The sequence below is a fragment of the Thermomonas sp. HDW16 genome, assembly GCF_011302915.1.
Lineage (GTDB): Bacteria > Pseudomonadota > Gammaproteobacteria > Xanthomonadales > Xanthomonadaceae > Thermomonas.
In genome coordinates, this window is sequence record NZ_CP049872.1 from 2,494,164 (window position 1) to 2,507,156 (window position 12,993).

8 protein-coding genes and 1 tRNA gene are annotated in these 12,993 nt (G+C 66.0%); 3 read left to right on the top strand and 6 right to left on the bottom strand.

Annotation, left to right across the window (positions count from 1 at the left end; genetic code table 11):
• The first annotated feature begins 50 nt into the window (after window positions 1-50).
• Complete coding sequence (locus G7079_RS11860) at window positions 51-2,150, top strand: glycosyltransferase (protein WP_166057499.1); 2,100 nt, start codon at window positions 51-53, stop codon at window positions 2,148-2,150.
• Window positions 2,151-2,153: 3 nt separating this feature from the next.
• On the opposite strand, the gene G7079_RS11865 is transcribed toward G7079_RS11860, so the two are convergent.
• Window positions 2,154-4,193: a bifunctional (p)ppGpp synthetase/guanosine-3',5'-bis(diphosphate) 3'-pyrophosphohydrolase gene (locus tag G7079_RS11865; RefSeq protein ID WP_166057941.1), complete on the bottom strand. Its 2,040-nt coding sequence runs from the start codon at window positions 4,191-4,193 to the stop codon at window positions 2,154-2,156.
• Between the two features lie 162 nt (window positions 4,194-4,355).
• Window positions 4,356-8,306 carry an ATP-dependent RNA helicase HrpA gene (gene hrpA, locus G7079_RS11870; RefSeq protein ID WP_166057500.1) on the bottom strand — a complete coding sequence of 1,317 codons (3,951 nt, stop codon included), beginning with the start codon at window positions 8,304-8,306 and terminating at the stop codon, window positions 4,356-4,358.
• A gap of 83 nt (window positions 8,307-8,389) precedes the next feature.
• Here hrpA and G7079_RS11875 point away from each other — a divergent pair, with 83 nt between their 5' ends.
• Window positions 8,390-8,947 (top strand): Dps family protein, encoded by a 558-nt coding sequence (locus G7079_RS11875; protein WP_166057501.1) that lies wholly within the window; start codon window positions 8,390-8,392, stop codon window positions 8,945-8,947.
• 58 nt (window positions 8,948-9,005) lie between these two features.
• Here G7079_RS11875 and G7079_RS11880 read toward each other — a convergent pair whose 3' ends face one another.
• From G7079_RS11880 to G7079_RS11890, 3 genes are read right to left on the bottom strand one after another with little or no spacing between them, the layout of a single operon-like run.
• On the bottom strand, window positions 9,006-9,344 hold the full coding sequence (locus G7079_RS11880) for a J domain-containing protein (protein WP_166057502.1): 339 nt from the start codon (window positions 9,342-9,344) through the stop codon (window positions 9,006-9,008).
• Window positions 9,341-10,009: a hypothetical protein gene (locus G7079_RS11885; protein WP_166057503.1), complete on the bottom strand. Its 669-nt coding sequence runs from the start codon at window positions 10,007-10,009 to the stop codon at window positions 9,341-9,343. The genes G7079_RS11880 and G7079_RS11885 overlap by 4 nt, the downstream gene beginning before the upstream one ends.
• Window positions 10,010-10,020: 11 nt before the next feature.
• Window positions 10,021-10,881 carry a DUF2167 domain-containing protein gene (locus G7079_RS11890; RefSeq protein ID WP_166057504.1) on the bottom strand — a complete coding sequence of 287 codons (861 nt, stop codon included), beginning with the start codon at window positions 10,879-10,881 and terminating at the stop codon, window positions 10,021-10,023.
• 159 nt (window positions 10,882-11,040) lie between these two features.
• On the opposite strand from G7079_RS11890, the gene recQ reads away from it, so the two are divergent.
• Entirely contained in the window at window positions 11,041-12,855 is a 1,815-nt protein-coding gene (gene recQ, locus G7079_RS11895) for a DNA helicase RecQ (protein ID WP_166057505.1), read from the top strand.
• A 49-nt stretch (window positions 12,856-12,904) separates the two neighbouring features.
• Here recQ and G7079_RS11900 read toward each other — a convergent pair.
• Window positions 12,905-12,980: transfer RNA gene (locus tag G7079_RS11900), tRNA-Lys, on the bottom strand.
• Window positions 12,981-12,993 lie beyond the last annotated feature (13 nt).

Genomic DNA, 12,993 nt, shown 5'->3' on the forward strand with positions numbered 1-12,993 from the left:
CGCGGAACGCCGTCGGTCTTTGTCCCGTTCTTCAGCCGGAGTTCCGCCGCATGCCCATTCCCGCCGAAGCGCGCTTCTGGATCGCGCGCGCAATGGGTCTGTGGCGGCGCGGCTGGGCCAGCCTGCGCACCCGCGGGCTCTCGGCCAGTTGGCAGCGGGTGAAACTGCAGTTCCGCCGCAACACGGCTCCGGCACGGGCACTCTACATGCCCGAATCGGCGCCATTCGCCCCGTTCTCGCTGCCGGCCTCCGACGCTCCGCGCGCCAGCATCGTGATCCCCGTCTACGGCGCATTCGCGCATACCTTGGCCTGCCTGCGCGCACTGGCCGCGCATCCGCCGCAGGCACCTTTCGAGGTGATCGTGGTCGACGATGCCTCGCCCGACGACAGTCGCGCGAAGCTCGAACAGATCGACGGCATCCGCCTGCATGCACGCGCAAGCAACGGCGGTTTCATCGCCGCCTGCAATGACGGTGCGGCGTTGGCACGCGGCGAATACCTGATGTTCCTCAACAACGACACCGTGCCGCAGCCGGGCTGGCTGGACGCGTTGCTCCGCACCTTCGACCAGCATGCGAATGTCGGCCTGGTCGGCGCCAAGCTGGTCTATCCGGACGGCCGCCTGCAGGAAGCCGGCGGCGTGGTCTTCGTCGATGGTTCCGGCTGGAACTATGGCCGCAACGAGTCGCCCGACGATTGCCGCTTCGCCTATGTGCGTGATGCCGATTACTGCAGCGGCGCAGCCATCGCGATTCCGCGCGACCTGTTCGCACGCCTTGGCGGTTTCGATGCGCGCTACGCGCCGGCCTATTACGAAGACACCGACCTCGCCTTCGCGGTGCGCGCCGCCGGCCTGCGCGTGGTTTACCAGCCAGCCGCGGTGGTGGTGCATGACGAAGGCACGAGTTCCGGCACCGACCTGACGCAAGGGCCGAAGGCCGCGCAGGTACGCAACCAGTCGGTTTTCGCGGAGAAATGGCGCGACGCGTTGCGCGCGCAACTTGCGCCGGGAACGATTCCAACGCCGGCGCTGCTGCATCGCAGCCAGTCGCAAGTGCTGATCATCGACGAATTGACCCCACGCCCCGATCGCGATTCAGGCTCACTACGGCTGGTGAATTTGATGCGCCTGTTGATCGACGAAGGCGCGCATGTCGTGTTCCTGCCCACCCGCCTGGAAGCGGATGGCCCCTACACGGCCGCCCTGCAACAACTCGGTGTTGAGTGTTGGCATGCACCCCAGGCCTCCAGCTTGTCAACGTGGTTGCGCGAACACGGCCCGCGCTTCGATGCCGTCATGGTCAGCCGGCATTACGTCGCATCGGAACTGTTCCCTCTATTGCGCAAACATGCGCCGCGGGCGCGCGTGCTGTTCGATACCGTCGACTTGCATTACCTGCGCGAGCGCCGCGCTGCGGAACTGTCCGGCGATGCCGCCGCCATGCGCGATGCGATGCGGACGCGCGAACTCGAACTGGCCTTGATCGCGAAGGCTGATGCAACGCTAGTGGTGAGTGAAAGCGAACACACGCTACTGGCCACCGATGCACCACAAGCGAATGTGCGCGTGCTGTCGAACGTCCACGAACTTTCGACCCCCGGACCTACGTGGTCGCAACGCCGTGATCTGCTGTTCGTCGGCGGCTTCCGCCACCAGCCGAACGTGGATGCCGTGCTGTGGTTCGCACGCGAGGTGTTCCGGCGCATCCGCGCTGCACAACCCGGCATGCAGTTCCACTGCATCGGCGGCGATGTGCCGGCCGACATCCAATCGCTGTCGAACCTCGATGGCATGCGCATCCATGGCCATGTCCCGGACCTGCAGCCTTGGCTGGATGGTTGCCGCATATCGGTCGCACCGTTGCGCTACGGCGCCGGCGTGAAGGGCAAGGTCAACCAGGCGATGGCGCATGGCCTGCCCGTGGTCGCGACATCGCCGGCGGTGGAAGGCATGCACCTGGTCGACGGACAGGATGCACTGGTGGCCGACACCGCCGAGGATTTCGCCGATGCCGTGCTTCGCTTGTACGACGACGAAATCCTCTGGAATCGCATCGCAACGCATGGCCGCGACAATATCGCCCGGCATTTCTCGATGGACGCCGCGCGCGGCGTGGTGCGCGAACTGTTCCTGTCCAACCCGCTTTGATGGCTAACCGCGCCGGGCGGACTCCACGCCGGCCATCGCCTCCAGCCGCCCCAGCAACAAGCCCAGCTGGCCGTAATCGCCAACGCGAACGCGCACATTGAGGCGGACGCGCCCATGGCCTTCGCGCAACTGCTCGGTATGCAGGCCAACGACATTGATGCCCTGCTGCGCCATCAGGGTAGTGATGTCCTTCAGTAGCCATTTTCGATCCACCGCGTCGATGCGGATCGCCACTTCGTGGCCGCCACTGCGTGCACCCCATTCCACCGGCAGCACGCGCGCCGGCTGCTTGGCGGCCAGCCGCAGGAAGGACGCGCAGTCGGGGCGATGCACGCTCACGCCACGCGCCTGGGTGAGGTAACCGACGATCGCCTCGCCCGGCAGCGGCTGGCAGCAACGCGCGACCTGCGCCAACAGGTTGTCGACGCCTTGCACGGTGACCTTGCCTGCAGCGATGGCCGACGCCGATGATTTCGCTGGCGCAACCGGCGGCGCTGGCGATTCTTCCGCCGACTTTTCGAGGTCATGCAGCGCGCGCCCGACCTGGTTCGGACCGACATCGCCCAACGCGACCAGCACCAGCAAATCGTCGACGTTGTCGACGTTGAACTTGCCCAGCACCGGCTGCAGGTCCGCATGCAGCAAGCCCAGCCGGCGCAGGTCGCGATCCAGCAATTCGCGCCCGGCCTGCAGGTTGCGCGCGCGATCCAGTTTGTTGAACCAGGCGCGCACCTTTTCGCGCGAGCGACTGCTGGCGAGGAATCCGGAACTTGCCTGCAGCCAATCGCGGCGCGGCTCCGCAGTCTTGCCGGTGAGGATTTCCACACGTTCGCCGCTGTGTAACTGGTAGTTGAGCTGGACGATGCGCCCGTCGACCTTCGCGCCACGGCAGCGGTGCCCGACCATGGTGTGCACCTGGTAGGCGAAGTCGAGCACCGTCGCACCCTGCTGCAAATCCACCACCTCGCCCATCGGCGTCAGCGCATAGACGCGGTCTTCGACCAGCTCGCCGTCCATCGCATCCAGCGGTGACACCTCGCCGTCGCGCGCGGCCTCGGCGGCCTGCTCCAGCAGTTTGCGCATCCAGGCGATGCGCTTGTCCATCGCCGCGCCGCCGGCCGCGCCGCCTTCCTTGTAGCGCCAGTGCGCGGCCACGCCGAGCTCGGCCTGCGCGTGCATCTCGCGGGTGCGGATCTGCACTTCCAGGGTCTTGCCGCCCGGGCCGACCACCGCGGTATGCAGCGAGCGGTAGCCATTGCTCTTGGGACGGGCGATGTAGTCGTCGAATTCGCTGGGAATCGGCAGCCACAGTGCATGCACGAGGCCCAAGGCGGCATAGCAGTCGGCGACGTCATCGACGAGTACGCGGAGTGCGCGCAGGTCGTACAACTCGCCGATCGGCGCATCCTTCTTTCGCATCTTTTTCCAGATGCTGAAGATGTGCTTCGGCCGCCCGGCGATGTCGGCATCGCCGATGCCTTGCGCCACAAGCGCGTCGCGCAACTGGCTCTTCGCCTGTTCGATATAGCGCTCGCGGCCGGCCCGGTTGTCGTCCAGCAGGCGGGCGATGCGCAGGTAGGTATCGGTTTCCAGCGAACGGAACGCCAGGTCTTCCAGCTCCCACTTCAATTGCCAGATGCCCAGCCGGTTCGCCAATGGCGCGTGGATGTCGCGCGTCAGCTGCGCCAGTGCGCGCTGTTCTTCCACCGGCAGCCGCCACGCCGCACGCATGCGCGACAGCTGGCGCGCCAGCACGATCGGCACCACCCGCAGGTCGCGCACCAAGGCCAGCAACAGGCGGCGCATGCCTTCCGGATTGCGACCGCCGCCATGGTCGCGATGCAGGGCCCAGACCCGGCTAGCCGCGCGCTGGCCTTCCAGCAAGGCCTGCAGGCGCTCCGGGATCTCGACCTTGGCATCCGCCGCACGCTGGTCGACATCGACCAGCGCATCCAGCAAAGCCGCGGCCATCACATCGGCATCGGCATTCAACGATACGAGGATGCGCAGGGTATCGGCCAGCACATCGGCGGCATCGCGCATCGGTGCGCCGGCTTCCGCCTGCGCCAGCCATAGTGCCGACAGCGGTTCGGGCAACGCACCCGCCGGCAGGCGCGCGAGCGCGTCGGCGTAATTCTTCCTGGCGGGAGCAGCGGTGACGGACATGGCCCTACATTAACGATGACGACGTGGAGCGGCCAGCAATCAAACGGAACGCAGGCGTTCCAGCCGTGCCGCCAATCGCTTGGGCGAGACACCACCTTTCACGCCCAGTTCCTGCGCGAACAGCTGCACCCGCAGTTCCTGCAGTTCCCAGCGCAGCGCCTGCGCTTCGGTATCGGCCGGATCCGCCGTGACCAACGCGTCTGCGAAGGGCTTGATCTCCAGCATGCGCGCCTGGTCCTTGGTCGGGTCGCGCTGCGCGCGCTCGGCACGCAACACCAGCGCTTTCAACCAGCGCGGATACTCGGCCAACACCTCCGCCGGCACATCGCGCAGGAAACCGGGGTGCGCCAATGCATCGAGCTGCGCGCGCATATCGTCCAGGTTGGCGCGCGCCCAGCCCATCAGCTTCGATTCCAGCTTCGCCCGCACTTCTGCCACCAGCGACAGGATCGTATCGGCCTGTTGCAGGCGGCGCATCGCTTCGCCAAATAGCGCCTTGCCGATGGCTTCACGGCGCTGCGCGAAAGCGTCGGCATCGCGAATCAGCAGCAGGTCGTATTCGGCGAGCGCGGCGAACGCGCCATCGACCAGATCGGCACGCAGGCGGTCGGCATCTTTCAGTCCATCGCGCCGCGGGTCCCGAGATTCGATGGCGGCGTACAGCAGCGAGATCTTCGGCTGCACCGGCAATTGCTTTCGCGCCTGCTTCATCTTGTCCGCCAGCGCGATCGCCAACAGCCGGCGCACGCCCTGCGGATGCAGGCGTTCGGCCACCTCGCGCTGCGCGTGCACGGCCAGCGACGCGGCTTCGCCATCGTCCTGCAGCGCCGGATACGCCGGCACTCCGCCTGCGCCCGGCACACTGAGCGGCACCGGCTGCACCGGAAACTCGGTCAACCCCGCTTGCGCCATGCCCTGCGCCGCATGGCGGGCGAAGGCATCGGCGGCGCGCTGACCGAAGCGGACGCGCAGTTCCGCAAGATCGCGCGATTCGGCGAGCACGCGCTTGCCATTGCTGTCGAACAGGCGCAGGTTTGCGCGCAGATGCGGTTCGATGCCGACTGCGTCGAAATCCAGCGCACTCACTTCCACACCCGACAACCGTTTCAGGAAACGCGCGAGCGCACCTTCGATGGCGTCGGCTTCAGGCTGCTGATGCGCTTCGGCAAACGCGCGACCGAAGTCCGGCGCCGGCACGAAATTGCGCCGCAACGCCTTCGGCAGCGATTTGATCAGCACGGTCGCCTTGTCGGCGACGAAGCCGAGCGCGAGCCACGACAGCCGCGCATCGTCGAGTGCATTCAACAGGTGCAACGGCACCGCGACGGTCATGCCATCGTCCACCGCGCCGGGATCGAAGCGGTACTGCACGGCGAGGCGCGCGCTGCCGAGTGCGATGTAGGCGGGATACAAGGCGGCATCGGTCTGGTCGGCAACCAGCAGGTCGTCGCGCGACCATTCCAGCAATCCCTTCTGTTCCTTCGGCAGCTTGGACACCCAGGCATCCAGCGCCTGCGCGTTGTGCACATGCGGTGGCAGCCGATCCAGGTACCAGCGCGCCTGCCAGTCCTCGTCCACCACCAAGCCGACGCGGCGCAGCTTCGCCTCTTCTTCCTTGGCCTGTTCCAGCGTGCGCAGGTTGCGTTTCAGGAACGGGCTGCGGGTGTTGATCTCGCCGGTGAGAAGAGCTTCGCGCACGAAGATCACGCGCGACTCCTCCGGGAACAGCGCGCCGTAGTGCACCGGCTTCTTCGGCGCCAGCACCAGGCCGAACAAGCTGATCTGCTCGCTGCCGAGCACGCGCCCCTGCGCACGCGACCAGTGCGGATCGAAATGACGGCGCGCCAGCAGATGCGGCAATTCGGCGATGGCCCAGTCCGGCTCGACCGCGGCATTGGTCAGCGACCAGACTTTCTCGGTGTCCAGCAAGGTGGCCGACAGCACCCACGGCGGCGGTTTGGACGCGAGATTGGAGCCGGGGAACAGCTGGAATTTGCGGCCGCGCGGGCCGTCGAACACGCCGCGTTCACCGCGATGGCCGAGCTGGGTGGGCAGGCCGGCGATCAGGGCGCGATGCAATTCGGCGAAGCCGCCCGACGCATCATTTTGCTGCCAGCTGAGTTCATCGCACTGCAGCTTCAGCTGTCGGTGCAGTTCCCACCATTCGCGCAGGCGCAGGAAGCCGAGGAATTGCTTGTCCGACCATTTGCGCAGCTGCGACTGGGTCATCTCCTCATGCGCATCACGATAGGCCTGCCACAGCTTGAGGATGCCGACGAACTCGGATTTCGCGTCGGCGAACTGCGCATGCGCGGCATCGGCGGCGGCGCGCGCATCAGCGGGGCGTTCGCGTGGATCCTGGATGCCGAGGAAGCTGGCGATCACCAGCATCTCGCGCAACACGCCATACGTGTTCGCGGCCACCAGCATGCGCGACAGCTTCACGTCGACCGGCAGCTTCGCCATCGTCCGGCCGATGGCAGTGAGCTTGCGTTGCCCGCTCTTATCGGGAATGTCGACCGCACCGAGCTCATTCAACTGCTGCCAGCCATCGGCGACCGCGCGCGAATCCGGCGGTTCCAGGAACGGGAACTGCTCGATATCGCCCAAGCCCAGCGACAACATGCGCAGGATCACCCCGGCCAGCGCCGCGCGGCGGATTTCCGGATCGGTGAACTCCGCGCGCGAAGCGAAATCCGCTTCGGAATACAGGCGGATACAGGTACCGGGCGCGATGCGGCCGCAGCGACCGGCGCGCTGGTTGGCGCTGGCCTGCGACACTGCTTCGATATGCAGTCGGTCGAGTTTCTGCCGCGGGCTGTAACGCTTGACCCGCGCCACGCCGGGATCGACCACGTAATGGATGCGCGGCACCGTCAACGAGGTCTCGGCCACATTGGTCGCCAGCACGATCCGTCGCTGCGGGCCGGGCTGGAACACGCGATCCTGGTCGCGCGCGGACAGCCGCGCGTACAACGGCAGCACTTCGGTATGCCGGTACTTGCGCTTTTCCAACGCCTGGTGGACATCGCGGATCTCGCGCTCGCCGGGCAGGAAGATCAGGGTGTCGCCGATGCCCTTGTCGCGCTGGATTTCATCGCAGGCGGCAACGATGCCTGAAATGGTGTCAGGGACAATTTCTCGGCGGGGGCGGCCAGCGGCTTCAGTCGTGTCGGAAATTGTCCCTGACACCATTTCTTCCAGCGGTCGATAACGCATCTCCACCGGATAGCCGCGCCCTTCCACGTTGACCACCGGCGCATCGTCGAAATGCTTCGAGAAGCGTTCGGTGTCGATGGTCGCCGAGGTCACGATCAGTTTAAGGTCGGGCCGCTTCGGCAGCAGCTGCTTGAGGTAGCCAAGCAGGAAGTCGATGTTGAGGCTGCGTTCGTGCGCCTCGTCGACGATGATCGTGTCGTACTTCGACAGCCAACGGTCGTTCTGGATTTCCGCCAGCAGGATGCCGTCGGTCATGAACTTGATCGCCGTGGCGTCACTGACCGCATCGTTGAAGCGCACCTGAAAGCCGACCGCGCCGCCGAGCTGCACCTGCAGTTCCTCCGCTACGCGCCGCGCCACCGAGCGCGCGGCGATCCGCCGCGGCTGGGTGCAGCCGACCATGCCAGCAGCTCCGCGCCCGGCCAGCAGGCACAGCTTCGGCAGCTGGGTGGTCTTGCCGCTGCCGGTTTCACCGGCGATCACCACCACCTGGTGGCTGCGGATCAGCTCGACGATGCGTTCGGCTTCGGCGCCGATGGGCAAGGTTTCATCGATCTTTGCCGATGGCAGACGGGCGGCGCGACGTTCGCGCTCGGCGACGGAGGCCTGCAATCTCGAGGCGAAGGCGTCGCGCAGGACCGTGTCGCCGGGCTTCGCATTCCACTTCGACCACAAGCCCAGCAGGCGGCCACGGTCGCGCGTCAGCGCGCCATCGATGGCGCGCCGGGCCTGCTTCGGCGTCGATTGTTGTTCGCTCGCAATAGGCTGCATGAATCGGCGGATCAGTAAATTTTCATCACGCGGCAACGCCGCCAGCGGCTATTGTCGCCGCAACGCCCCCGAAGGACATCGCCATGGCCAAGAAGAAGTCCCCGAAGAAAGCCGACGCGACCAAAGCCGCGAAGCCGGCGCCGGCCGCGCATGCCGACGGCGCACCGGGCATCGACATCGGCATTTCCGCCAGCGACCGCCGCAAGATCGCGGACGGTCTGTCGCATTTCCTGTCGGACGCCTTCACCCTGTACCTGAAGACCCACAATTTCCACTGGAACGTGACCGGACCGATGTTCAACGCCCTGCACGCGATGTTCGAGGGCCAGTACACCGAGCAGTGGACGGCGCTTGACGAGATCGCCGAGCGCACCCGCGCGCTGGGCTTCAATGCACCAGGCTCCTATGCGGAGTTCATCAAACTGAGCTCGATCCTGGAAGAACCCGGACTGACCGATGCCGCCGACTGGCGCGAAATGGTGCGCCAGCTGGTGGTGGGCAACGAGGCCGTGTGCCGCACCGCGCGCAAGGTGCTGGCCACGGCCGACAAGGCCGGCGACGATCCCACCGTGGACCTGATGACCCAGCGCCTGAACATCCACGAGAAGAATGCGTGGATGTTGCGCTCGCTGCTGCAGTGAGGCAGGCGACCGCGAAGCGGAAACGACGCCACGACGGCGTCGCTTCCGCTTCATCCACTCAGTTTCGACTTCGACGCCTTGCGTCCCGGTAGGCCTCGTTGACCTGCCTGGCCTTGCGCTCGGCCAGTTCCCGGATTTCTGGGCCCATGGTCGCGACCTTGTCCGGATGGTACTGGCCGATCTTCTCGCGATAGGCCGCGGCGACGTCCTCATCGCTGGCCCATTCGGAGACCCCCAGCACTTCGTGCCACGGCGCATCCGCAACCCCGGCTCCAGGATCGTCGGGATAGCCGACAGGGGCTTCGTCGTAGTCATCCGACGACTTGGTGAAAACCGACACCAGCCAGTAACCGATGGCCAGTCCGCTGGCGACCACCAACCCTTCCAGGAATGTCATGGCGCCTCCCGCTCGGACGATGGCAGGTCGGCACTTCGGTCGCCCGCCATGATGCCGTTCCTGGCGCTCAGCACACGAATCAATCGCGCATGCGTGTCCACATCGAGCATGGTCGCTGCGAACTCGCCGGCCGGAACCGCCAGCCCGCAGCGCAGGGTGACCCGCCGCACCAGGTTGATCGCGAACGGCGGGCAAGCGATCACGTCGAAGGCGATCGCGGCGATGTCCTTGCGCGACAGGTCGAGGATTGAGCGTCGGCGCGCCACGTGCGCAACGGACAGCGAGGAGACCAGGTACAACACGCCCAGCAGACCCAGCATCAGTCGCGGATCGAGGTTCACCCACAGGGCCAGCGGCAATACCAGGAACAGCAGCAGCGCGATCAATCGCGCCGGCCATCGCAACGGGCGGAGCACCGGCAGGATCACGTCCGTTGCCGGCGGATTGACTTGTGCTGACGCGCCCCAGCTCGCGCGGAAGACCGGCGCCCCCGGCGAAAACACTGCCGGCAGCACGGGATACCGCCCTGCCAGCATGAATCCGGCGCCCATCGACGCACGCCAGCGGCGGCCGCATTGCGCGAACACGACCTCGTCCCGATATAGCAGCGACGCACTGTCGAACAGATAAAACGCCGCAATACCGAGCAACAGCAGCATTTCCATCGATGCCATGCTTAGGACTCGGCGCTCTTGTCCGTGCCCTTGTCCTTGCCGCCGAAGAACTTGCGGATGCTTGCACCGAAAGCAACAACGCCTACCAGCAACAATTTCCACATCTTCAACAGGAACACACCGATCACAGCGAACAACCCCTTCTTGGCGGCAACGGCCGCCGCACCGCCGGTGACCAACGCCGCCAGCCCATATTCGGCCACATGGTCGCCGGCACGGAAGTCGGCATAGCTTTCACCGGCAGTGAAGGCGAAACCGGGCAGCTTCGACTTGAAGTCCGCGACGGAGGCTTGCAACTGTTCCGGACTGGTCAGCAACAGCACCTGCATCACGCCTCGGCGCCCCAGCAGGCGGGTGTTGTAGTTGATCGTCTCACCGCTCGAATGCTCGCCCTTCAGGCGGAAGGCCCATTCCAGCGACTTGATGGTGCCGTCGTACTGCGGCTTGAACGACCAGCCGGTGACATGGATGGGATCCCAGCCGTTCTCCTTGCGTTCCTCGTTCGCCGCTTCCGTGCCTTCGGTGACCGAGGACAGCAACGCGTCCGCATCCAGCTTCTCGTCGTCCTTGACGTAGCCGACCAGGTCGAACGAGAAGAACGCGATCCAGGACAGGTCCTGCTTCGCCAGGATGTATTCGTCGACCCCGGATTCGGGGTTCTCGGTGATGCGGTTGAATTCCTTCGCCCCGTCGGGCCCCAGGAAGGCATAGCCCTCCGGCACCTGGATCGAGGCATTCGCGCCGATCTGGCCCTTGGTCGGGCCGACCACCCAGGGAAGATCCTCGATCTTCTTCTCCTGGGCGAACACCGCGTTGGACAAGAACAGGCACGCGAACGCGAATGCCGCCAGCAAATGCTTCATCGAAACTCCCTCCGTGGATAGCCATCCCCATGGCTTTCGATGATCTTAGCGCAGCCCATCGCGCCGAAACCCGATGCCGGCGCGCAACGGACCCATCCCCGATCCCCGCCTGCGGAAGAATCCGACAGGGACGCCAGCGCCGCTTGCTACCCTAGCGGCATGCCTTCCGCCGCCCTCGCACAACTCCGCCAAGTCTTCGGCTACGACAGTTTCCGCGGCGAACAGGGCGAGATCGTCGACCAGGTCGCGGCCGGCGGCGATGCGCTGGTGCTGATGCCCACCGGCGGCGGCAAATCGCTGTGCTACCAGCTGCCGGCCTTGCTGCGCGAGGGCACCGGCATCGTGGTGTCGCCGCTGATCGCGCTGATGCAGGATCAAGTGGAGGCGCTGCGCCAACTCGGCGTGCGCGCGGCCTTCCTCAACTCCAGCCTGGATGCCGGCATGGCGGCGCAGGTCGAGCGACAGTTGCTCGATGGCGAACTCGACCTGCTCTACGTCGCACCCGAGCGCCTGCTGACATCTCGCTTCCTGTCGCTGCTGGAACGCACGCGGATCGCCCTGTTCGCCATCGACGAAGCGCATTGCGTCTCGCAATGGGGCCACGATTTCCGCCCCGAATACCGCCAGCTCACCCTGCTGCACGAGCGCTGGCCCGAGATCCCGCGCATCGCGCTGACCGCCACCGCCGATGCGCCGACCCGCCGCGAGATCGTCGAGCGGCTGGCGCTGGAAGACGCGCGTCAGTTCGTCAGTTCCTTCGACCGCCCGAACATCCGCTACACCGTTGTGGCCAAGGACGATAGCCGCCGGCAGTTGCTCGGCTTCCTCGACGAACATCGTGGCGACAGCGGCATCGTGTATTGCCTGTCGCGCCGCAAGGTGGATGCGACCGCCGCGATGCTGGCCGAACGCGGCCTGCGCGCCTTGCCGTACCACGCTGGCCTCGACGCGACCACGCGCGCCGAGCACCAACGCCGTTTCCTGCGCGAGGACGGGATCGTGATGGTGGCGACGATCGCCTTCGGCATGGGCATCGACAAGCCGGACGTGCGTTTCGTCGCCCATCTCGACCTGCCCAAATCATTGGAAGGCTATTACCAGGAAACCGGCCGCGCAGGCCGCGACGACGAGCCCTCCGAAGCCTGGCTGGCGTATGGCCTGGGCGATGCCGTGCTGCTGCGGCGGATGATCGAGGACGGCGATGCCGGCGATGAACGCAAGCGGCTGGAACACGGCAAGCTGGACGCGCTGATCGGCTATTGCGAGTCCACCGGCTGCCGCCGGCAAACCCTACTGGCGTATTTCGGCGAAGCGCATGCCGGCGCCTGCGGCAACTGCGACAACTGCCTGCAGCCGCCGACGACCTGGGATGCCACCGAAGCCGCGCGCAAGGCGCTGTCCTGCGTGTACCGTACCGGCCAGCGCTTCGGCGCTGCCCACATGATCGACGTGCTGCGCGGCGCGGATACCGCCAAGGTGCGCCAGTTCGGCCACGATGCCGTCAGCACCTACGGCATCGGCGGCGACCTCGATGCGAAGCAATGGCGCGGCGTGTTCCGCCAGTTGGTGGCGGCCGGCCTGCTGGAGGCCGATATCGAAGGCCATGGCGCACTGCGCCTGACCACCGAGGCCACCCCGCTGCTGCGCGGCGAGCGCCGCCTGCAGCTGCGTGCGGAAGCGCCGAAACCCGAGCGCAAGCGCTCGCGCACGGACACCGGCAAACGTGCCGCATCGCCCATCATCGAACTTCCGGCGGAGGCCGCCGCGCGGTTCGCCGCGCTGCGCGAATGGCGCAGCGACATCGCCCGCGAACAAGGCGTCCCGCCCTACGTCATCTTCCATGACGCCACGTTGCGCAGCATCGCGCTGGAGTCGCCGCGCGATCTGGATGCGATGTCCACCATCGCCGGGGTGGGTGCCAGCAAATTGGAGCGTTACGGAAGTGCGGTGATTACAGTGCTGGAGGCGGCGTAAACGTCACGCGGGCGGCGAGAAAGCCAGCTCATGCAATGCGGTCTTGGAATGGTGGGCCGTGATGGATTCGAACCATCGACCAAAAGATTAAAAGTCTTCTGCTCTACCGACTGAGCTAACGGCCCAAGAACCTGATTG

Coding starts and splice junctions, on each gene's coding strand:
- hrpA (WP_166057500.1), bottom strand. CDS start 8,306: ATGCAGCCTATTGCGAGCGAACAACAATCGACGCCGAAGCAGGCCCGG.
- G7079_RS11865 (WP_166057941.1), bottom strand. CDS start 4,193: ATGCGCGATGCCGCCGATGTGCTGGCCGATACCCTGCGCATCCTCGTA.
- G7079_RS11875 (WP_166057501.1), top strand. CDS start 8,390: ATGGCCAAGAAGAAGTCCCCGAAGAAAGCCGACGCGACCAAAGCCGCG.
- G7079_RS11880 (WP_166057502.1), bottom strand. CDS start 9,344: ATGACATTCCTGGAAGGGTTGGTGGTCGCCAGCGGACTGGCCATCGGT.
- recQ (WP_166057505.1), top strand. CDS start 11,041: ATGCCTTCCGCCGCCCTCGCACAACTCCGCCAAGTCTTCGGCTACGAC.
- G7079_RS11885 (WP_166057503.1), bottom strand. CDS start 10,009: ATGGAAATGCTGCTGTTGCTCGGTATTGCGGCGTTTTATCTGTTCGAC.
- G7079_RS11860 (WP_166057499.1), top strand. CDS start 51: ATGCCCATTCCCGCCGAAGCGCGCTTCTGGATCGCGCGCGCAATGGGT.
- G7079_RS11890 (WP_166057504.1), bottom strand. CDS start 10,881: ATGAAGCATTTGCTGGCGGCATTCGCGTTCGCGTGCCTGTTCTTGTCC.